Source organism: Bacillus sp. MMSF_3328, from assembly GCF_030733525.1.
Lineage (GTDB): Bacteria > Bacillota > Bacilli > Bacillales > Cytobacillaceae > Bacillus_AB > Bacillus_AB infantis.
In genome coordinates this window covers 42,786-60,962 of record NZ_JASHIV010000022.1, presented here as the reverse complement: position 1 = coordinate 60,962, position 18,177 = coordinate 42,786, and the positions used below count along the sequence as shown (strand labels likewise).

The window sequence follows — 18,177 nt, the reverse complement described above, 5'->3', positions numbered from 1 at the left end:
AGAGTAAGATTTAGCTCTGATAAAAAATTAAGATTAACGTTGACGTTTTTGTTCGTTCAGTTTTCAAAGAACAATCTATGCCGCTCAGGAGCGACTTTATTAATTTAACACAGCGCAGATAACTTGTCAACAACTTTTCTTAAGTTTGTTTTGCGTCATCAGCGACGCTTATTAATATACCAAGATAATATTAAGAAGTCAACAATATATCCAAAAAAAATTAAAGTTCCTTCAGCTGCGGCGCAGGCATATATTTAATGCACTCATTCTCAGGGGCGATCCGCTTAAACAGGGAAAACAAAATCTTATACCTTTCCCCCATTGCTCTTTTCACTATATGGTCAATCCGTTCATCTTTCAGATCAAAGAGAATCTCATCCATCTCTCTTTTAATCAAGTATTCCATCTCTTTCAATTCCCTTTCATTGATCAGCATTCCAAGCATTGTATCGCTCCTTGTCTTTTAAGGTTTTTGTAGTATTTTCCATTACCCTGTTTTTTATGAAACGAACAGAAAATAAATCAAAATTTTGGCGGAAAAATCATTTAAGTCATATTTGCTTTTTGTGTTCATAAAAATAAGACAAGGATTCTTTGTGGACGAGGTGATTGGATGAACTTTTTTTATGTGGTAAACGGAAAGGCCATTAAACAGGGGCTGCTTATCATTATTGCCTCCTTCTTTACTGCCTGGTTTTTGTATATGGAGAATATTATTCACATGCCAGTTTTCTCGGCAAATGATGGACCAAAGGCGATTTACAAAGGAGAGAAGGATGCTGCCCTGACATTTAACATAGGCTGGGGTGATGAAAAAGCCGAACCCATACTCGATGTTCTGAAGAAGCAAAACGTCAAGGCTGCAACTTTCTTCTTATCCGGTTCTTGGGCGGAGAGGCATCCGGAGCTGGTTGCACGCATTGTTAAAGAAGGGTATGAGATTGGAATGCTTGGCTATGATTATAAGGATTATACAGACCTGGAAGAAAGCAAAATCCGCCAGGACCTTGCCAAAGGGCAGGAAGCTTTCAAGAAGCTGAATGTAAAGGATATTAAGCTGGTAAGGGCGCCAACAGGCCATTTTGATCAAAAGACACTGAATGTGGCAGAAAAGATGGGCTATACGGTTGTACACTGGAGCATCGACTCAAAAGATTGGACTAATCCAGGCGTTGAGAGGATTGCAGAAAATGCTGCCAAGGCCGGGAAAGGAGATATCATTCTCCTGCATGCCTCCGATTCGGCCAAACAAACGGCCAAAGCTCTCCCTGCCATTATAGGCAATTATAAAGACAAAGGCCTAAAACTGGTTTCAGTATCTGAAATGATGGCAAACGCAAGCACGAAATCAAATGAGATAAAATAATACAGCAAAAAAGACGGGCCTGTAGTCAGCGGCCCGCCTTTTTGTATGTCCGGATCATTTTGCAGCCTTGATGGCTTCCCTCTTTTTCATTGAGCTTTCATTCAGCTTATGCAGGATCAAAAGCTGATAGGCATTGCAGATAAGCAGAGGGAAAAGCATGAGATATACCCAGCTTTCTTCATTTACCCTCAGTGCAGGTGTCCACTCCACACTGGTTACCACCACCATGAAGAACAGTGCAGGGATGAATGCCCCTTTGTTTGTCTGCCTTGCCTTTAGGAATGCTGCCGCCAGCCCCGCTGCCAATACGATTAGCGCCAGGGCAATATAAGGTCCATAGCTTTCCCCGTTTTCAGCAAAGTTGCTGTATCTTAAGTATACAAGGTCGAATAAGGCGAATAATATAAGGACAACCTGTACGCCATTCCATAAAGACCTGAAAATACCTAATCCAAACCGGTGTACGGTTAAATATGCGAAAAAGCCCATTTGGCTCAAGATGCTGAAAATCAAGCCCACTCCTGCTAGCCAAAATAATACAGAGATGATTTCAAGAACTTCAAAATCAGCAAATAACGGCTGATATTCTTCCCACCTGACAATAAATCCTGTGATACCGGTTGCAATTGCACCCAAAAGCAGAGTGGACAAAAACAACCTTACCCAATTACGGCTGGTCATTATATATTAAGCCTCCATAGCGATAGTCATTCACCTATATGATTGTACCAACCAAAGTATGAAAAATCTAGGCATTACTCGCCAAACGAATAATATTTGCCCCAAATCACCATTCTAAGGTTAGGGACAATCCTGAAAGGAGCTTTCAATCATGTACAAAATATTCCGGCTCCTCCCACTTATCCTCCTCCTTGCCGTTTCGGGCTGCGGCCAGGCTGCCGAATCAGGCAGCGGCCAAATGGACTATGATCAGACAAAGAAAATGATTGTCGATATATTAAAGACCGATGATGGCAAGAAGGCGCTGCAGGAATTGATGGGAGACGAAAAGCTAAAACAGCAGCTTGTAATGGACCAGGCAATGGTTTCCGATACGATTGAGAGGACCTTAACATCTGATAAAGGGACTGAATTCTGGAAAAAATCTTTTGAGGATCCTAAATTTGCCGAAAGCATGGCAAAAAGTATGGAAAAAGAAAATGAAAAGCTTTTAAAAGATCTGATGAAAGATCCCGAATATCGAAAAATGATGGTGGAAGTCCTGAAAGATCCTGAATTAGAGAAAGAAGTCACAACCATTTTAAAAAGCAACGAATACAGGGAGCATCTCCAGAAGGTGATGACTGAGACTTTCGAAAGCCCTATATACAAAGCCAAGATACAGGATATGATCATCAAGGCTACAGAAGAAGTGAAGAGCGGCGGCAAAGAAAGCGAAGGCGGCGGATCCGGTGAAAGCGGCGGAGGCGGCGGAGAAGGCGGGGACAGCGGCGGAGGTTCCTGATCCTCTATCTCATTGTAAAAATGCCTCAGGCGAAGATTCGCCTGAGGCACTTTTTTATACTGATTGAATGACTTTTTCCGCAATGTCTGTATAGATTTTACCAAGCCTGTGATCTTTATCATAAATGGATGGCGCAAAGTCTGCATCATTCCAGTCCGGCTGCGCCAAAGGCAGCTGCCCTAAGACATTTGTTCTTAGCTCATCAGCAAGCTTATCCCCGCCGCCGTGGCCAAAGACATATTCTTTCTCGCCAGTCAGCTTACTTTCGAAGAAGGCCATGTTTTCAATTACACCGACAATTTCATGCTCGGTTCTCAACGCCATTGCACCTGCGCGCGCAGCAACAAAAGCTGCTGTCGGATGCGGAGTGGTGACGATGATCTCTTTGCAGGAAGGAAGCATCGTATGAAGATCCAGCGCCACATCCCCTGTTCCAGGAGGAAGGTCAAGCAGCAGATAATCCAGCTCGCCCCAATCCACTTCATTGAAGAAGCTGTTCAGCATTTTGCCAAGCATCGGCCCCCTCCAGATGATTGGTGCATTATCTTCAACAAAAAAGCCCATGGATATGACTTTCACCCCAAAGCGTTCAACCGGGATGATCCGCCCTTCCCTGACAACCGGGCGCTTTGTGATGCCCATCATATCAGGAACACTGAACCCATAGATATCTGCATCGACCAGTCCGACCTTTTTTCCGAGGCGCGCCAATGATACAGCAAGGTTGACTGACACAGTGGACTTTCCGACACCGCCTTTACCGCTGGCGATCGCAATAAATTTGGTTTTGCTGTCTTCTGATAAAAGCCCTTTATCCTCTTTTTCCGGAGAACGGTGCTTGGCCAATTCCTCCGCAGGCAGCTCGCTAAAGCGAAGGCCCACAGAGTCTGCACCATTCTTCTTAAGCAATTCCACAATCTGCGTCTGCAGCTGAAGCTGTTCCGCTGTCCCTGTTTTCGCAACAGCAATCTTCACACTCACGTGATTCTTCTCTGGCTTCACACTAACTTCCTGGATCGCATTCAGTTCACCCAGTGTTTTATGTATGAACGGTTCCTTCACATCACCCAAAAGCTCTCTCACTCTTTGCTCTGTCAACATCTATATGCACCTGCCCTTTAAGTCGTTTTAAACTTAGTATAGTATAACATAGCCCGAAAAGCGGAGGCGACTGTTCTGTTCCAACAAGCATAAGACGGGAAAGAAGCAAAGGCCGCCCTTTGCCTTTGATTCTTTCTTATGACTCGAGGACCAAGGAGCCGGAGCTGGACAATTCGAAATGTGGAGGCGACTGTTCTGACCCGACAAGCGTAAGACGAGAAAGGAGATGAGGCTGCCCTTTGCCTCAGATTCTTTCTTGGCTTATGACTCGAGGGGCAAGGAGCTGGAGCAGGGTGGAGGATTTTCTATAGAACGCAGCCTGCCTTGCACATTCAATACATCACAAATGCTCGCCATGCCCCTCATGCATCGTTGAGACCCATTCTATACATAAGCCTGCTCTCACCAGCCCTCTCTTGCATCGATTAGCCACCTTCTTATACCTAGCCCGGCACATGCCTGTCATGCAATCCCCCCTCTCGGTACACGACCACCAACTCCCATAACTCTCCTGGCCAGCCTGTTAAAGTAACAACACCCTCCGCAGTCTCATTTTTCTCTATAAAAAAAGAGCATCCCACAGGATGCCCCTTTATTCTGGCTCCACCAGCTCTTCTTCATTCGTAAAATAGCGCAATACTCCATTATAGATAGAGGCTGCCACTTTTTCCTGGTAGTCATCTGTTTTTAGCCTGGCTTTTTCTCCCGGATTGGAGAGGAAGCCGATTTCGACCAGTGCGCCAGGCTTTTTAGCGTATTTCATGATATACACATGGCTGATCGGCTTGGCTCTTCTTTCTGTGTTCTCCAGGTTTCTGCGCAGCTCATCCTGAATGAATTTGGCTGCTTCAGCATTTTCCTTAATCTGCGGGGCATAGAAGGTCTGTGCACCGCTCCAGCGGGCAGATGGAATGGAATTCAGGTGGATGCTCAGGAAAAAGTCGGCCTCGGATTCATTAATCATCTTAAGCCGCTGCTTAAGGTCCTCCACCTTCCTCCTGCTGTATCCCTTTGTACCCTCCGGAGCCAGGTCACGGTCATCCTCCCTGGTCATAATGACAAGCGCTCCCTGCTCTTGCAGGTAGTCCCTGATCTTTAATGAGACGTTCAATGCGATATCCTTTTCTAAAGCATCTGAATCTCCGGCTCCGCCATCTGGTCCGCCATGTCCTGGATCCAGGAGGATGATTTCTCCTGTGAGCGGCAAATTCCATGACTTCCAGGAGTTATTTTCGAGAAAATCGTATCGAAAGATTAAAAATAAGATTATAAGTCCGGCCGCAAAAGCAGCCATCTGCAATTTTCGCTTCATCGTCCTAACCCATCCCTCCGCTTGTCCTCATTCATATATATGGGACAAGGGAAGGGGTTAGAACATTTTTAAAGAGATCAATGAAGTCTCAGCTTATGGCGCCGCTGGCCCTTTTGAAAGCCCTCCATCCACCAATGGCGCACATAATGCTCACAGGTGCCAGCCAGTGACTCGTTCGCAGCCGCTTCTTCACCGCTCCCCCAGTAAAGAAGGAAATTATAGAGCGTATCAACAAAATGCTTTTCCTCGCTCCTGCATCTTTCGAGGACCTGTTCAACGCCTTCTCCATAATAGCCGAACCGGCTGAAGTGGGCCCCAAGGAGGTAGGCTTCGATTGCGACATCATAACAGGCCTCCTCCACTCCTGTATTCATCAGGAGCCCCGACGTAAACCTTATACTTCCAAAATGCCCTTTCACACTTTCCTTCAGAGATTTTATCGAAATGTCCTTTAGGACCGTTTTTTCATATTTGATCTGCTTTTCACGCTGTTTATCTGTAAAGGTTGTAATCACACTCATAGCTTTCTTCACCCCTTAAAGATAGTCTTCATCCGCCCAATGGGTGTCATTCAAGAAAGCACTGGCAATTTTGACAGAGAATAAAGCGGATGAAGGCCACCCATTTTTCAAAAGCTATTGGTGAATCTTTGCAAAGACAGCAAAAAAGACCCCCAGACGTAAGCCTGGGAGCCTTTGATAGAGTAATGATTAACGCTTTGAGAACTGAGGAGCACGACGAGCACCTTTAAGACCGTATTTCTTACGCTCTTTCATACGTGCGTCACGAGTCAATAGTCCAGCGCGCTTTAATGTTGGACGGAATTCTGGATCAGCTTGAAGCAATGCACGAGCGATGCCGTGACGGATTGCGCCAGCTTGGCCAGTGTATCCACCGCCATTAACGTTTACCAGGATATCGTAGCTGTTTAGTGTTTCAGTAGCAACAAGCGGCTGCTTAACTACTTCACGCAAAGCTGCGAATGGGATGTAGCTTTCGATCTCACGACCATTGATGATGATTTTGCCATCGCCAGGAACTAAACGAACACGGGCAACGGAGCTTTTACGACGACCAGTACCGATATATTGAACTTGTGCCAAGATAATAACCTCCCTTTAAAAATTATCCACGAAGTTCGTAAACTTCAGGTTGTTGTGCTTGGTGCGGATGTTCGCTGCCAGCATATACGTGTAATTTTTTGAACATTTGACGGCCAAGTGAATTCTTTGGAAGCATGCCTTTGATAGCAAGCTCAAGCATTTTCACAGGGTAGTTTGTACGCATCTCAAGAGCAGTTCTTGTTTTAAGACCGCCTGGGTGCATTGTGTGACGGTAATAGATCTTGTCAGTAAGCTTCTTACCAGTCAGTTCGATTTTCTCAGCGTTGATGATGATCACATTGTCACCAGTGTCAACGTGCGGTGTGAAAGTTGGTTTATTTTTGCCGCGCAGGACTGCTGCTACTTCACTTGCAAGGCGACCTAGAGTCTTGCCTTCAGCGTCAACAACATACCATTTACGCTCGATATTGTTTGCGTTAGCCATAAACGTACGCATGGGTTTCCCTCCTAAATAATCAATCATATTCATGTTCTTTGATTTCGTATATTATCACACAGATAAGTTCCGGGGCTTATTTGTGGGGTTAAAATACATACCATATTATGATATATCCTATATAGTACAATGTCAAGGGAATGTTACGCCAGGTTTAGTTGTTTTGAAAAAAATAATTTTTTCCTTTTTCCCTTTAATAGAATACCTTCCATAGATACAACCCCTCGGCAGGAGCTGTCTTGCCAGCCAGGCTCCTGTCCCTGCCTGAAATGACTTCCGGGAAGCTCCCCGGATCTCTCGTTCCTGCTCCTGCTTCGAGGAGCGTGCCCGTCAGGATGCGGACCATATTATATAAGAAGCCGCTGCCCGTAAAATGGAGCTCCAGCATCTCCCCTGCCTCCTCGACATGAACCTTCCGGATTTCCCTTACTTTGTCCTCCACATCTGTCCTGGAGGCGCAGAAGCTTGAGAAGTCATGGGTGCCGAGAAGATGTTCCGCAGCTTCCCTCATCGCTCGGATATCAAGGGGGTGAGGATAGTGATAGCTATAGTGCCGCTCAAACGGGCTTCGAATTTTCCCTCTGTAAATAAAGTAGCGATATTCTTTCCCGCATGCATCAAAGCGGGCATGAAAGCCTTCAGCGGCCTTCTCAGTGCTCTCCACAGCGATGTCCTTCGGCAAGAGGGAGTTCAGGGCTGTCACCCATCTGTCCTCAGGAATGGCGAGCGGCGAGTCAAAGTGGATGACCTGCCCTCTCGCATGCACCCCGGCGTCTGTCCTGCCTGAGGCAAAGATCTTCACCGGGTTTCCTTTATGGATTTTGGCCAGTGCCCTTTCCACTTCAAGCTGCACAGTCCGCTTTCCCGGCTGCACCTGGTATCCGGAGAACTGTGAGCCGTCATAGGCAATCTTGCATTTGAATCTTTGCATTTTTACACCCCATTATGTGCGGAATACAGCAAGCAGTGCCGCAACTGCCAGGAGCAGGAGCAGCATAAGGGTGTCCCTTGTGCTCCAGTTCAGCTGCCGGTATTTCGTTCTGCCTTCCCCTCCGCGGTAGCCTCTTGCCTCCATAGCGGTGGCGAGCTCCTCAGCGCGTTTGAACGAGCTGACGAATAAAGGGATCAGCAGCGGAATGATCGACTTTACACGGTCCTTGATCGGTCCGCCTGAAAAATCGACTCCCCTGGCAGTCTGCGCCTTCATGATCTTATCTGTTTCCTGCATGAGGGTCGGGATGAAGCGAAGCGAAATCGACATCATCAGAGCCAGCTCATGTACAGGGAACTTCACCTTGTTCAAAGGACCCAGCAGGCTTTCCAGCCCATCGGTAATTTCAATGGGGGTCGTTGTCAGGGTTAATAGCGACGTCATCATGATCAGCAGGAAAAAGCGCATAGAGATGAACAGACCCTGCTTCAGGCCTTCTTCATAAATTTTCAGCCAGCCAAGGTCGAGGATGACCTCTCCGCCCTTTGTCATGAATACATGCAGCAGCAGGGTGAAAAGCACAAGCCACAGCACCGGCCGCAGCCCCATATAAATGAACCTCGCAGGGACCCTGGATGAACGGACCATCATCAGCGTGTAGACAGTGAGAATGGCATAAGTCAGGATATTATTGGCTAAAAAGACGACACAAACAAATAAAAAGATAATGGCAAGCTTCGCACGGGGGTCCATCCGGTGAAGGACGGAGTCAGCAGGCACATAGCGGCCAAAAATCATTTTCTCCATCATTTGGCCTCACCCCGCTTCACTGCGCCTGCTATCGCATCTGTCAGCTGCTCCATCGTCAGGCAGGTCATTCCGAGCTTCAATCCGAATGCCTTCTCGAACTTCTGCTGAAATTTTACAATCTCCGGTACATCCAGGCCGAGCTCAAGAAGTCCTGCCGGATCCGCAAAGATTTCTACCGGAACGCCTTTTCTGTATACCTCGCCTTTATGCATGATCACAATCTGATCGGCGTAGGCGGCAGCGTCCTCCATGCTGTGGGTCACCAGGATAGTGGAAAGGCCTCTTTCCTTATGGAGCGAATAGAACATCTCCATGATCTCTTTCCGCCCGCGCGGGTCCAGGCCAGCTGTCGGTTCATCCAAAACGATTACATCAGGGTTCATGGCAAGCACACCGGCAATGGCCACTCTCCGCATTTGGCCACCGGATAGATCAAAAGGAGACTTCTCAAGAACCGACTCGGTCAAGCCGACCTGAATGATTGCCTTTCTTGCCCTTTCCTTAGCCTCGGCCTCACTGACGCCAAAATTCATCGGGCCGAAGCAGATATCCTTTTCGACTGTTTCTTCGAAAAGCTGGTGCTCTGGGAACTGAAAGACAATCCCGACCTTTTGGCGGACCGCCTTTAGGTTTTTCTCCTTTTTCCCTGCAGTAATTTCCCTGTCCCCTATTTTGACACTGCCTTTTGTCGGCTTTAACAGGGCATTCAAATGCTGAAGGACAGTAGACTTGCCTGAACCGGTATGGCCGATTAGGGCGAGATATGTGCCTGATGGGATATCAATTGATACATCCTGGATGGCCAGCCGCTCAAATGGTGTGTTTATCTGGTATCTATGCTCTACATTTTGGAGTGAGATGTCCATAGCTTTTCCACCAACTCTTCTTCTGTTAAATAAAATTTTGGGATGGCCAGCCCTTTTTCACGCAGTGCCTTGCTCATTTTTACCGGGAATGGAATGTCCAGGCCGAGCTTTACGAGCTCCTCATCCATCTGGAAAATTTCCTCCGGTGTGCCTTCCCTGTATAATTGCCCCTGGTTCATGACGATGATCCGATCTGCCTTGGCCGCTTCTTCAAGATCATGGGTGATGGAGATAACCGTCATCCTGTGCTCGCTCTTTAACTCTCTTACCGTCTGCAGAACCTCTTCTCTTCCGCGGGGGTCCAGCATGCTTGTAGCTTCATCCAGTATGATCAGCGACGGCCGCAGGGCGATAACCCCTGCAATGGCGACTCTTTGTTTCTGGCCGCCTGAAAGATGGTGCGGCTCTTGATCTAGAAATTGGCCCATATTGACCATCTCTAATGAGGAACTCACTCTTTCTTTCATCTCTTCCTGCGGGACTCCATTGTTTTCTAAACCAAAAGCCACATCATCCTGCACCGTTGTTCCGACAAACTGGTTATCGGGATTCTGGAACACCATCCCTACAGCCCTTCTGACGTCCCAGACGGTCTCTTCTGTCAGTTCAGTCCCCTTCACCAGGATCCTGCCTTCCTGGGCATACTGCAGCCCATTTAAGAGCTTGGCCAATGTAGACTTGCCTGATCCGTTGTGGCCGACAATGGCAAGCCATTCCCCTTCCTGTATGTTAAAGGAAACGTTTCTTAAGGCATACTGGCTGCCGGCATCATATTGAAAAGAAATGTTTTCTAATTGAACAAGTGGATTTGACATAGGGATCCTCCTCTCTGCTCTTCTTGCAGCTGCATAAACAGCCTTGACTTCACTGCTTCAGCGCCTGTCATTTTAAAGTGGGATGAGGCATTACATCATTATCTCCCGGAAATAAAAATAACTCGCCTTTTGGCGAGCCTGATTTGCAGAAGACATTGAATTATTAGCTGAAGTCAGATGGCTGCCGGCACATATGCGCTTGTGTCGTTAATTGCATCAAAGCTCAATAATCGCTTTAGCTGCCTCTCTAATCTGTGCTCTCTGCCAAAAAACCTGAAACTTATAAAAAAGCCTGCACCTCATTCCGGCTGCAGAATATTTACATTCTGTGCGCATAAAACAGTTCCGGAAGAGGTGCATGAGCTAGACGAGACAAGTCCGGGATGCGTATACTGCATCCGTCAGTATGGAACTTGCACTGAGAGGCCCGAGATTCAGGCGCAGCGGAATCTTGCTCATCGTAACGCTCTTGTTTGGCTTGAATATAAGGCTTATGAAGAAAATGGAAGATAAGCCTTTTACAGAAAAAGGGCAAAGAACAAGTTCATGATAAACTGTCCAGCGCCCTTGTTGTCTGCTGCAGCAATTATACTAACTCGATGATAACCATTGGTGCTCCGTCTCCACGACGAGGCCCAAGCTTCATGATTCGAGTGTATCCACCTTGGCGCTCTTCATAACGAGTTGCGATGTCGCTGAATAACTTTTGTACTGCATCTTGGTTTGTCTCAGCATTAGCTACCTCATTGCGAATGAATGCAGCTGCTTGACGGCGAGCATGCAGGTCTCCGCGCTTGCCTAAAGTGATCATTTTCTCAACAACTGAACGCAGCTCTTTCGCACGAGCTTCAGTTGTTTCGATGCGCTCACTGATGATTAAGTCTGTAGCTAAGTCACGTAGCATAGCTTTACGTTGAGCACTAGTGCGTCCTAACTTTCTGTATCCCATGAAAGTTTCCCTCCTTTGTTGAAGTGATCAGTCGGTGATAGACCTAAGAGTGATAGATCCTAAGATCAGTCATCCTTGCGTAAGCCTAATCCCAGCTCTTCTAATTTATGTTTTACCTCTTCAAGAGATTTTCTGCCAAGGTTGCGGACTTTCATCATATCCTCTTCGGTTTTGTTGGCCAATTCCTGAACAGTATTGATGCCTGCGCGCTTTAAGCAGTTATATGAACGGACTGAAAGATCGAGTTCTTCAATGGTCATTTCAAGAACTTTTTCCTTTTGGTCCTCTTCTTTCTCAACCATGATTTCAGCATTTTGCGCTTCGTCAGTAAGGCCGACAAAGATATTCAAATGCTCAGTTAAAATCTTCGCTCCAAGAGCAACCGCATCTTGTGGACCAGTGCTTCCATCAGTCCAAACATCGAATGTTAACTTATCATAGTTAGTCATTTGCCCGACGCGTGTATTTTCTACCTGGTAGGAAATACGCGATACTGGAGTGTAGATGGAATCGATAGGAATGACACCGATTGGTTGATCTTCTCGCTTGTTTTGATCAGCTGGTGTATAACCGCGTCCTCTTTTGGCAGTCAAGCGCATGCGCAAGTGCCCATTGGACCCAAGGGTAGCAATATGAAGATCCGGATTGAGGATCTCGACATCACTGTCATGCGTTACGTCAGCTGCAGTAACCGCACCTTCACCTTGAATATCAATTTCCAGCGTCTTTTCATCATCAGAATAGATTTTAAGAGCCAGTTTTTTAATATTTAAGATTACAGATGTTACATCTTCTACGACGCCTTCAATTGTTGAGAACTCATGAAGTACCCCATCAATTTGAATAGATGTGACAGCGGCACCAGGGAGTGAGGATAAAAGGATACGACGTAAGGAGTTACCCAAAGTAGTACCATACCCACGCTCAAGCGGCTCTACGACGAACTTTCCATACTTGGCATCATCGCTGATCTCAACCGTTTCGATTTTTGGTTTTTCTATTTCGATCATCAAAATATACCCTCCTTCAAAACGTCGAAACCCCGGCTAGCTTCTGCCTGCCGAAATTCCCCCATGTATACGTTCCCGTTTGTGCACAACAACTGGAATAAAGTTTCTGTATAACGGAAAATTGTATCATAACCCATTATAGACAAGGATACAAATTCTATACAGAAAAAATTATACGCGGCGACGTTTTGGCGGGCGGCATCCGTTATGAGGAACCGGAGTAACATCTCTGATAGCCGTTACTTCTAGACCAGCAGCCTGAAGGGCACGAATGGCAGCTTCACGTCCTGCACCAGGTCCTTTAACAGTAACTTCAAGAGTTTTCATACCATGTTCCATAGATGTCTTCGCTGCAGTTTCAGCAGCCATTTGAGCAGCAAATGGAGTAGATTTACGAGAACCTCTGAATCCAAGAGCTCCAGCACTTGACCAAGAAAGAGCGTTACCATGAACGTCTGTGATTGTTACGATAGTGTTATTGAATGTTGAACGGATGTGGGCGATACCACTTTCAATATTCTTTTTAACACGGCGTTTGCGTGTATTAGTTTTACGAGCCATTGTATATTACCTCCTTTACCGATTATTTCTTCTTGTTAGCTACAGTCTTACGAGGACCTTTACGTGTACGGGCATTGTTCTTAGTGTTCTGTCCGCGTACAGGAAGGCCACGACGGTGACGAAGACCGCGGTAAGAACCGATTTCCATAAGACGCTTGATGTTGAGTGAAACTTCACGGCGAAGGTCACCTTCAACTTTGAGTCTGTCGATTACTTCACGGATTTTGTTAAGCTCATCTTCTGTAAGGTCGCGAACGCGAGTGTCTTCAGAAACACCAGCTTCAGCCAAAACCTTTTGAGCAGTATTTTTACCGATACCATAAATGTAAGTCAATGAGATTACTACACGTTTTTCACGTGGAATATCTACACCAGCAATACGTGCCATTCTATGCGCACCTCCTTGTTATTAGCCTTGTTTTTGTTTATGCTTAGGGTTTTCACAGATAACCATAACTTTACCACGTCTGCGGATAACTTTGCACTTTTCGCAGATCGGCTTAACTGATGGTCTTACTTTCATTATCCTAACCTCCTTGATATTACGGAGTGCAATCAGTCTATTTGAAGCGGTAAGTGATTCTTCCGCGAGTCAAGTCATATGGTGAAAGCTCAACTGTTACTTTATCTCCTGGCAGGATGCGGATGAAGTGCATGCGGATCTTGCCGGAAACATGAGCCAAAACAGTATGACCGTTTTCCAATTCTACCTTAAACATAGCATTTGGCAAAGTTTCAATAACTGTGCCTTCTATTTCGATTACATCGTCTTTCGCCATCGAACATGTCTCCCTTCTTCTTTTCAGAATCTCACCTATTCATACGCTGCTTACGCAAAACGTAATTTTCCCTTCATTGCACGGCCGGTTTCATTTATGCTGCACTCGATTTCCGGAGAAACATAATCAGTCAGCTCCAGATGCCGGACGCTCTTCAGCAGCGGATTGCCTGACTTTCGTCTGGCCCCTTCGGCTATTGAGACAAACCGTCCATCTATCAACCTTATAATTATATCATATTCGCCGTCATCCCGCCCATTTTTAATCAAAACAATTTGACCAGAGATCAAATTGATCTTGTCAGGGCCGCAGACCATTTTCAGAATGAGCCTATGCAATCACCTGCACATCAAGCTTTAGTGAGGATTTCATAGCCTGTTTCAGTAATGGCAATGGTATGTTCAAAATGCGCACACATGCTGCCGTCCACTGTAACGACTGTCCAGTCATCAGCCAAGGTTCTTACATACCTGCTTCCGGCATTGACCATCGGCTCGATGCACAGTACCATCCCCGGCTTAAGCACCGGCCCTTTATTAGGCGGACCGTAGTGAGGGATTTGCGGTTCCTCATGTAAGTCTTGCCCGATTCCGTGGCCAACATACTCACGCACAATGGAAAAACCGTTTGCTTCCGCATACGTCTGAATCGCATGAGAGATGTTCGATAAACGTACATCCGGCTTTGACTCTTTAAGCCCTTCATACAATGACTGCTCTGTGACATCCAGCAGTTGCCGGACTTGTCTGTCAACAGTGCCTACAGGGTAGGTCCAGGCGGAATCGCCATGGTAGCCATTATATTCAGCACCTATATCGATGCTGATAATGTCGCCTTCGTTAAGCACCCGATCCCCGGGAATCCCGTGCACAAGTTCATTGTTCACAGATGCACAGATGCTGCCACGGAAACCATTATAACCTTTAAAAGATGGAATTGCATCATGTTTACGTATAAACGCCTCGGCAATTGTATCCAGCTCTCCGGTTGTAATGCCCGGTGCAACATGCTTCTGCAGCTCCTGGTGAGTCAGGGCAACAATACGCCCGGCTTCACGCATGATTTCAATTTCACGCGGTGTTTTACAGATGATCATTAACGCAGGCCTCCGAGGAGCGCATCAAGATCAGTGAACACCTTGGAAATTTCCTGCTGGCCATCAATATTGCGCAGGTACCCTTTTGTTTCATAGAAATCAAGAAGAGGCTTAGTCTGCTTAATGTTGACATCAAGTCTGTTTTTAACAGTTTCGGCGTTATCATCAGCACGCTGATAAAGTTCGCCGCCGCACCGGTCGCATTCGTCTGCCTTTGCCGGGGGATTGAATACCAAGTGGTAAGTTGCCCCGCAGTTCTTGCAGATGCGTCTGCCAGTCAGGCGCTCCATTAAAATGCTTTGATCAACATCAATGTTGATGACATAATCAATCTTTTTATCCAGTTCTGAAAGAATGTCTTCAAGGGCATCAGCCTGGGCAACCGTTCTTGGGAAGCCATCAAGCAAAAAGCCTTTATTGCAATCTTCCTTGCTTAACCTTTCGCGGACTATGCCGATTGTCACCTGGTCAGGGACAAGCTCGCCTTTATCCATGAAAGATTTAGCTTCTAAACCTAGTTCCGTGCCTTCTTTTATAGCTGCACGAAACATATCTCCTGTTGAGATATGAGGGATGCCGTACTTCTCGACAATTTTCTCGGCTTGCGTACCTTTGCCGGCACCTGGGAGCCCCATCAATACTAAATTCACAAGATTTCCCCCTCAGTCTCTAATAAGGTTAATGGGAACTAAAAGTTCCCAAAACCGAATTATTTTATGAAACCTTTATAGTGACGCTTAACCATTTGGGCTTCAAGCTGCTTCATTGTTTCGAGCGCAACACCCACAACAATCAGAAGGCTTGTTCCGCCAATCTGGGCTGATTGCGGCAGTCCGGCGAAATTGATGAAGAAAACCGGAAGGATCGCAATGGCAGTCAAGAAAAGCGCACCGACAAATGTCAAACGATATAAGACACGAGTCAGATATTCCTGAGTGTTTTTACCTGGGCGTATACCCGGGATATAGCCGCCTTGCTTTTTCAAGTTGTCGGCAACCTGCTCCGGATTAACCTGGATAAAAGCATAGAAATACGTAAAGGCAATGATCAATGCACTATACACGATCATACCAATTGGGTGGGTATAGTCGAACACTCTTTGAATCCACATCGTCACATCGTTCTGCTCGAAGAAAGAAGCAATCGTTCTTGGCGTTACGATGAACGAGACTGCAAAGATGACTGGAATAACTCCGGCAGCATTCACCTTTAAAGGCAAATGAGTTGATTGTCCGCCCGCAGGATTGCCTCCTGTGGCCATACGCTTAGCGTATTGGATCGGAATTTTCCTTAATGCCTGCTGGATGAAGATCGTTCCAACAATGATCGCAATGACTGCAACCAGGATCAGGACTACTGTAACAATGCTAAGGAAAAGCTGCTCACCAGCATCTTCAATTTTCTGGGCGTAAATCTGGTTGACCGTGGAAGGTATGGCCGCTACGATACCAGCAAATATGATGATGGAAATGCCGTTTCCGACACCTTTAGATGTGATCTGCTCTCCAAGCCACATTAAGAAGGCTGTTCCTGCTGTCAGTACAGTGGCAATCAGAAGGTAAGTTCCGATGCCCGGATTTTCAATCAGCATGCCGCCAGCCATGTTATTAAAGCCGTAGGACATACCCAGCGCCTGGATGAAACCAAGCACGATTGTAAAGTAACGGGTGAATTGAGCCAGCTTACGGCGTCCCACTTCCCCTTGCTTTGACCATTCAGTAAACTTCGGGACTACGTCCATCTGCAATAGCTGAATGATGATCGAAGCCGTAATATACGGCATGATTCCCATTGCAAGGATAGAGAAGTTGAGAAGCGCTCCTCCGCCGAATGTATTCAGGATTCCAAATACACTCAAGTCATCCTGTGCTTTTAACAGATCAGCATTCACATGCGGTACAGGAATGAATGTACCGATGCGGAATATGATCAGCATTAAAAGGGTGAATAGGATCTTTCGTCTTATATCACCCACGCGCATAAAATTGGAGATTGTCTGAAACATTAGATCACCTCTGTTTGACCGCCGGCAGCTTCAATAGCTTCCTTTGCAGCAGAGGAGAATTTATGAGCTTTAACAGTAAGCTTTTTCTCTACTTTGCCTTTAGCAAGAACTTTCACTCCTGCTTTTTCGTTGCTTACGACTCCTGTTTCGATAAGAAGTTCTGGTGTAACTTCTGTTCCGTCTTCAAAACGGTTAAGTGCATCAAGGTTAACAACTGCATATTCTTTGCGGTTGATGTTTGTGAAACCGCGCTTAGGCAAGCGTCGGAATAAAGGTGTTTGACCACCTTCGAAACCAAGACGTACACCGCCGCCTGAACGTGCGTTTTGACCTTTATGACCTTTACCAGCAGTTTTACCATTGCCTGAACCGATACCGCGACCTTTGCGCTTGCGTTCTTGACGAGAACCCTCTGCAGGTTTTAATTCATGAAGTTTCATTTTGGCACCTCCTTATTGAAAAAATCGAACTTATTTCTCAGAGACCTTTACAAGGTGAGCAACCTTGTTGATCATGCCGCGGATAGCAGCATTATCCTGGTGCTCAACTGTTTGGTTCATCTTACGTAATCCTAGAGCTTTAACTGTTTCGCGCTGGTCTTGAGGACGACCAATCACGCTGCGAGTGAGGGTAACTTCTAGTTTATTCGCCATTTGATTTCCCTCCTTATCCTAACAGTTCTTCTACTGATTTACCGCGTAACTTAGCTACGTCTTCAGCACGTTTTAAGTTATTTAGTCCTTCAAGAGTTGCGCGAACCATGTTGATTGGTGTGTTTGTGCCTAATGACTTAGACAGGATATCAGCTACACCAGCCAATTCAAGAACCGCACGAACCGGACCACCAGCGATAACTCCAGTACCTTCAGAAGCAGGCTTCAAAAGGATTTCGCCAGCACCGAAATGACCGATGATTTGGTGTGGAATAGTTGTTCCAACCATAGGTACTTCGATAAGGTTTTTCTTAGCATCTTCAATTGCTTTGCGGATCGCATCCGGAACTTCCTGGGCTTTACCAGTTCCAAAGCCTACATGTCCGTTCTTATCGCCTACTACTACAAGAGCAGTAAAACGGAAGCGACGTCCACCTTTAACAACTTTCGCTACACGATTGATTGTAACTACGCGTTCTTCAAGTTCAAGTTTGTTTGGGTCAATACGAAGCATCTTTATGTGTCCCTCCTTCTATTAAAATTCTAAGCCGTTTTCACGAGCAGCATCTGCTAATGCTTTAACACGTCCGTGATACAGGTAGCCTCCGCGGTCAAAAACAACAGCTTTAACACCTTTTTCAACAGCGCGCTTAGCAACTAGTTCTCCAACCTTAACAGCAGCATCTGTGTTTCCTGTAGCAGTAAGTTCAACTTCCTTATCAAGTGTTGAAGCACTTGCAACAGTCACTTTGTTCACATCATCGATCAGCTGAGCATAGATATGCTTGTTAGAGCGGAACACGTTTAAACGAGGACGAGCTTCAGTACCGCTAAGTTTAGCACGCACGCGGGCATGTCTTTTTTTGCGGACTTGATTTTTATCAGCCTTCGTAATCAT

At 46.2% G+C, this 18,177-nt stretch carries 27 protein-coding genes; 2 read left to right on the top strand and 25 right to left on the bottom strand.

The features are described 5' to 3' along the window. Nucleotides 1–220: 220 nt before the first annotated feature. Nucleotides 221–445, bottom strand: a complete 225-nt coding sequence (locus tag RBB45_RS22725) for a hypothetical protein (protein ID WP_009791285.1) — start codon at nucleotides 443–445, stop codon at nucleotides 221–223. A gap of 168 nt (nucleotides 446–613) precedes the next feature. On the opposite strand from RBB45_RS22725, the gene pdaB reads away from it, so the two are divergent. Next, nucleotides 614–1,366, top strand: a complete 753-nt coding sequence (gene pdaB / locus RBB45_RS22720) for a polysaccharide deacetylase family sporulation protein PdaB (protein WP_094769459.1) — start codon at nucleotides 614–616, stop codon at nucleotides 1,364–1,366. Nucleotides 1,367–1,420: 54 nt separating this feature from the next. Here pdaB and RBB45_RS22715 read toward each other — a convergent pair whose 3' ends face one another. After that, nucleotides 1,421–2,047, bottom strand: a complete 627-nt coding sequence (locus RBB45_RS22715) for a KinB-signaling pathway activation protein (RefSeq protein WP_022543223.1) — start codon at nucleotides 2,045–2,047, stop codon at nucleotides 1,421–1,423. A gap of 151 nt (nucleotides 2,048–2,198) precedes the next feature. Between RBB45_RS22715 and gerD the strand changes: the two genes are divergently transcribed. Continuing rightward, nucleotides 2,199–2,831 carry a spore germination lipoprotein GerD gene (gene gerD / locus RBB45_RS22710; RefSeq protein ID WP_009791288.1) on the top strand — a complete coding sequence of 211 codons (633 nt, stop codon included), beginning with the start codon at nucleotides 2,199–2,201 and terminating at the stop codon, nucleotides 2,829–2,831. Between the two features lie 54 nt (nucleotides 2,832–2,885). Here the strand turns inward: gerD and RBB45_RS22705 are convergent, their stop codons facing one another. From RBB45_RS22705 to rplR, 23 genes are all read right to left on the bottom strand, one after another. Next, a complete protein-coding gene (locus RBB45_RS22705) occupies nucleotides 2,886–3,932 on the bottom strand; it encodes a P-loop NTPase (protein ID WP_009791289.1) in 1,047 nt (348 codons plus the stop codon). A 592-nt stretch (nucleotides 3,933–4,524) separates the two neighbouring features. Next, nucleotides 4,525–5,244, bottom strand: a complete 720-nt coding sequence (gene cwlD / locus RBB45_RS22700; protein ID WP_101552830.1) for an N-acetylmuramoyl-L-alanine amidase CwlD — start codon at nucleotides 5,242–5,244, stop codon at nucleotides 4,525–4,527. A gap of 77 nt (nucleotides 5,245–5,321) precedes the next feature. Further along, nucleotides 5,322–5,765, bottom strand: coding sequence for a YbaK family protein (locus RBB45_RS22695; RefSeq protein WP_022543221.1), 444 nt, complete (start codon nucleotides 5,763–5,765; stop codon nucleotides 5,322–5,324). Nucleotides 5,766–5,954: 189 nt separating this feature from the next. Beyond that, nucleotides 5,955–6,347 (bottom strand): 30S ribosomal protein S9, encoded by a 393-nt coding sequence (gene rpsI, locus RBB45_RS22690; protein ID WP_009791292.1) that lies wholly within the window; start codon nucleotides 6,345–6,347, stop codon nucleotides 5,955–5,957. 22 nt (nucleotides 6,348–6,369) lie between these two features. Continuing rightward, complete coding sequence (rplM, locus tag RBB45_RS22685; RefSeq protein ID WP_009791293.1) at nucleotides 6,370–6,804, bottom strand: 50S ribosomal protein L13; 435 nt, start codon at nucleotides 6,802–6,804, stop codon at nucleotides 6,370–6,372. 193 nt (nucleotides 6,805–6,997) lie between these two features. After that, nucleotides 6,998–7,735 (bottom strand): tRNA pseudouridine(38-40) synthase TruA, encoded by a 738-nt coding sequence (truA, locus tag RBB45_RS22680; protein ID WP_009791294.1) that lies wholly within the window; start codon nucleotides 7,733–7,735, stop codon nucleotides 6,998–7,000. Nucleotides 7,736–7,747: 12 nt separating this feature from the next. Beyond that, nucleotides 7,748–8,545, bottom strand: coding sequence for an energy-coupling factor transporter transmembrane component T family protein (locus RBB45_RS22675; protein ID WP_009791295.1), 798 nt, complete (start codon nucleotides 8,543–8,545; stop codon nucleotides 7,748–7,750). Continuing rightward, a complete protein-coding gene (locus RBB45_RS22670; RefSeq protein ID WP_306010391.1) occupies nucleotides 8,542–9,411 on the bottom strand; it encodes an energy-coupling factor ABC transporter ATP-binding protein in 870 nt (289 codons plus the stop codon). The genes RBB45_RS22675 and RBB45_RS22670 overlap by 4 nt, the downstream gene beginning before the upstream one ends. Continuing rightward, on the bottom strand, nucleotides 9,387–10,226 hold the full coding sequence (locus RBB45_RS22665) for an energy-coupling factor ABC transporter ATP-binding protein (protein WP_101552833.1): 840 nt from the start codon (nucleotides 10,224–10,226) through the stop codon (nucleotides 9,387–9,389). Before RBB45_RS22665 ends, RBB45_RS22670 begins: the two co-directional genes overlap by 25 nt. 586 nt (nucleotides 10,227–10,812) lie before the next feature. Further along, a complete protein-coding gene (rplQ, locus tag RBB45_RS22660) occupies nucleotides 10,813–11,175 on the bottom strand; it encodes a 50S ribosomal protein L17 (protein WP_009791300.1) in 363 nt (120 codons plus the stop codon). Between the two features lie 65 nt (nucleotides 11,176–11,240). Next, complete coding sequence (locus RBB45_RS22655; RefSeq protein WP_009791301.1) at nucleotides 11,241–12,185, bottom strand: DNA-directed RNA polymerase subunit alpha; 945 nt, start codon at nucleotides 12,183–12,185, stop codon at nucleotides 11,241–11,243. 171 nt (nucleotides 12,186–12,356) lie between these two features. After that, nucleotides 12,357–12,746, bottom strand: a complete 390-nt coding sequence (rpsK, locus tag RBB45_RS22650; RefSeq protein WP_009791303.1) for a 30S ribosomal protein S11 — start codon at nucleotides 12,744–12,746, stop codon at nucleotides 12,357–12,359. A gap of 22 nt (nucleotides 12,747–12,768) precedes the next feature. Continuing rightward, complete coding sequence (gene rpsM, locus RBB45_RS22645; RefSeq protein WP_009791304.1) at nucleotides 12,769–13,134, bottom strand: 30S ribosomal protein S13; 366 nt, start codon at nucleotides 13,132–13,134, stop codon at nucleotides 12,769–12,771. Nucleotides 13,135–13,155: 21 nt separating this feature from the next. Next, nucleotides 13,156–13,269 (bottom strand): 50S ribosomal protein L36, encoded by a 114-nt coding sequence (rpmJ, locus tag RBB45_RS22640; protein ID WP_000868344.1) that lies wholly within the window; start codon nucleotides 13,267–13,269, stop codon nucleotides 13,156–13,158. 37 nt (nucleotides 13,270–13,306) lie between these two features. Beyond that, nucleotides 13,307–13,525: a translation initiation factor IF-1 gene (gene infA / locus RBB45_RS22635; protein ID WP_009791305.1), complete on the bottom strand. Its 219-nt coding sequence runs from the start codon at nucleotides 13,523–13,525 to the stop codon at nucleotides 13,307–13,309. Nucleotides 13,526–13,575: 50 nt separating this feature from the next. Next, on the bottom strand, nucleotides 13,576–13,863 hold the full coding sequence (locus RBB45_RS22630) for a KOW domain-containing RNA-binding protein (protein ID WP_224952345.1): 288 nt from the start codon (nucleotides 13,861–13,863) through the stop codon (nucleotides 13,576–13,578). Between the two features lie 11 nt (nucleotides 13,864–13,874). After that, nucleotides 13,875–14,621 carry a type I methionyl aminopeptidase gene (gene map / locus RBB45_RS22625; protein ID WP_009791307.1) on the bottom strand — a complete coding sequence of 249 codons (747 nt, stop codon included), beginning with the start codon at nucleotides 14,619–14,621 and terminating at the stop codon, nucleotides 13,875–13,877. Further along, on the bottom strand, nucleotides 14,621–15,271 hold the full coding sequence (locus tag RBB45_RS22620; RefSeq protein WP_094769453.1) for an adenylate kinase: 651 nt from the start codon (nucleotides 15,269–15,271) through the stop codon (nucleotides 14,621–14,623). The genes map and RBB45_RS22620 overlap by 1 nt, the downstream gene beginning before the upstream one ends. A 59-nt stretch (nucleotides 15,272–15,330) precedes the next feature. Next, nucleotides 15,331–16,626, bottom strand: coding sequence for a preprotein translocase subunit SecY (secY, locus tag RBB45_RS22615; RefSeq protein WP_009791309.1), 1,296 nt, complete (start codon nucleotides 16,624–16,626; stop codon nucleotides 15,331–15,333). Further along, nucleotides 16,626–17,066 carry a 50S ribosomal protein L15 gene (gene rplO, locus RBB45_RS22610; protein WP_022543220.1) on the bottom strand — a complete coding sequence of 147 codons (441 nt, stop codon included), beginning with the start codon at nucleotides 17,064–17,066 and terminating at the stop codon, nucleotides 16,626–16,628. The genes secY and rplO overlap by 1 nt, the downstream gene beginning before the upstream one ends. 30 nt (nucleotides 17,067–17,096) lie before the next feature. Continuing rightward, the gene (rpmD, locus tag RBB45_RS22605) at nucleotides 17,097–17,279 is read right to left on the bottom strand and encodes a 50S ribosomal protein L30 (protein ID WP_009791311.1); all 183 of its coding nucleotides are present in this window, start codon (nucleotides 17,277–17,279) and stop codon (nucleotides 17,097–17,099) included. Between the two features lie 13 nt (nucleotides 17,280–17,292). After that, nucleotides 17,293–17,793: a 30S ribosomal protein S5 gene (rpsE, locus tag RBB45_RS22600; RefSeq protein ID WP_009791312.1), complete on the bottom strand. Its 501-nt coding sequence runs from the start codon at nucleotides 17,791–17,793 to the stop codon at nucleotides 17,293–17,295. Nucleotides 17,794–17,814: 21 nt separating this feature from the next. Next, nucleotides 17,815–18,177 carry a 50S ribosomal protein L18 gene (gene rplR / locus RBB45_RS22595; protein WP_009791313.1) on the bottom strand — a complete coding sequence of 121 codons (363 nt, stop codon included), beginning with the start codon at nucleotides 18,175–18,177 and terminating at the stop codon, nucleotides 17,815–17,817.

Excerpts from the sequence above, each read along its gene's own strand:
- rpsM (WP_009791304.1), bottom strand. The coding sequence starts at position 13,134 with ATGGCACGTATTGCTGGTGTAGATATTCCACGTGAAAAACGTGTAGTA.
- truA (WP_009791294.1), bottom strand. The coding sequence starts at position 7,735 with ATGCAAAGATTCAAATGCAAGATTGCCTATGACGGCTCACAGTTCTCC.
- rpmD (WP_009791311.1), bottom strand. The coding sequence starts at position 17,279 with ATGGCGAATAAACTAGAAGTTACCCTCACTCGCAGCGTGATTGGTCGT.
- rplQ (WP_009791300.1), bottom strand. The coding sequence starts at position 11,175 with ATGGGATACAGAAAGTTAGGACGCACTAGTGCTCAACGTAAAGCTATG.
- infA (WP_009791305.1), bottom strand. The coding sequence starts at position 13,525 with ATGGCGAAAGACGATGTAATCGAAATAGAAGGCACAGTTATTGAAACT.
- RBB45_RS22665 (WP_101552833.1), bottom strand. The coding sequence starts at position 10,226 with ATGTCAAATCCACTTGTTCAATTAGAAAACATTTCTTTTCAATATGAT.
- RBB45_RS22675 (WP_009791295.1), bottom strand. The coding sequence starts at position 8,545 with ATGATGGAGAAAATGATTTTTGGCCGCTATGTGCCTGCTGACTCCGTC.
- RBB45_RS22670 (WP_306010391.1), bottom strand. The coding sequence starts at position 9,411 with ATGGACATCTCACTCCAAAATGTAGAGCATAGATACCAGATAAACACA.
- RBB45_RS22715 (WP_022543223.1), bottom strand. The coding sequence starts at position 2,047 with ATGACCAGCCGTAATTGGGTAAGGTTGTTTTTGTCCACTCTGCTTTTG.
- rplM (WP_009791293.1), bottom strand. The coding sequence starts at position 6,804 with ATGCGTACGTTTATGGCTAACGCAAACAATATCGAGCGTAAATGGTAT.
- RBB45_RS22695 (WP_022543221.1), bottom strand. The coding sequence starts at position 5,765 with ATGAGTGTGATTACAACCTTTACAGATAAACAGCGTGAAAAGCAGATC.
- rplO (WP_022543220.1), bottom strand. The coding sequence starts at position 17,066 with ATGAAACTTCATGAATTAAAACCTGCAGAGGGTTCTCGTCAAGAACGC.
- RBB45_RS22705 (WP_009791289.1), bottom strand. The coding sequence starts at position 3,932 with ATGTTGACAGAGCAAAGAGTGAGAGAGCTTTTGGGTGATGTGAAGGAA.
- rpsK (WP_009791303.1), bottom strand. The coding sequence starts at position 12,746 with ATGGCTCGTAAAACTAATACACGCAAACGCCGTGTTAAAAAGAATATT.
- rpsE (WP_009791312.1), bottom strand. The coding sequence starts at position 17,793 with ATGCTTCGTATTGACCCAAACAAACTTGAACTTGAAGAACGCGTAGTT.
- rplR (WP_009791313.1), bottom strand. The coding sequence starts at position 18,177 with ATGATTACGAAGGCTGATAAAAATCAAGTCCGCAAAAAAAGACATGCC.
- RBB45_RS22725 (WP_009791285.1), bottom strand. The coding sequence starts at position 445 with ATGCTTGGAATGCTGATCAATGAAAGGGAATTGAAAGAGATGGAATAC.
- RBB45_RS22655 (WP_009791301.1), bottom strand. The coding sequence starts at position 12,185 with ATGATCGAAATAGAAAAACCAAAAATCGAAACGGTTGAGATCAGCGAT.
- secY (WP_009791309.1), bottom strand. The coding sequence starts at position 16,626 with ATGTTTCAGACAATCTCCAATTTTATGCGCGTGGGTGATATAAGACGA.
- pdaB (WP_094769459.1), top strand. The coding sequence starts at position 614 with ATGAACTTTTTTTATGTGGTAAACGGAAAGGCCATTAAACAGGGGCTG.
- cwlD (WP_101552830.1), bottom strand. The coding sequence starts at position 5,244 with ATGAAGCGAAAATTGCAGATGGCTGCTTTTGCGGCCGGACTTATAATC.
- rpmJ (WP_000868344.1), bottom strand. The coding sequence starts at position 13,269 with ATGAAAGTAAGACCATCAGTTAAGCCGATCTGCGAAAAGTGCAAAGTT.
- gerD (WP_009791288.1), top strand. The coding sequence starts at position 2,199 with ATGTACAAAATATTCCGGCTCCTCCCACTTATCCTCCTCCTTGCCGTT.
- map (WP_009791307.1), bottom strand. The coding sequence starts at position 14,621 with ATGATCATCTGTAAAACACCGCGTGAAATTGAAATCATGCGTGAAGCC.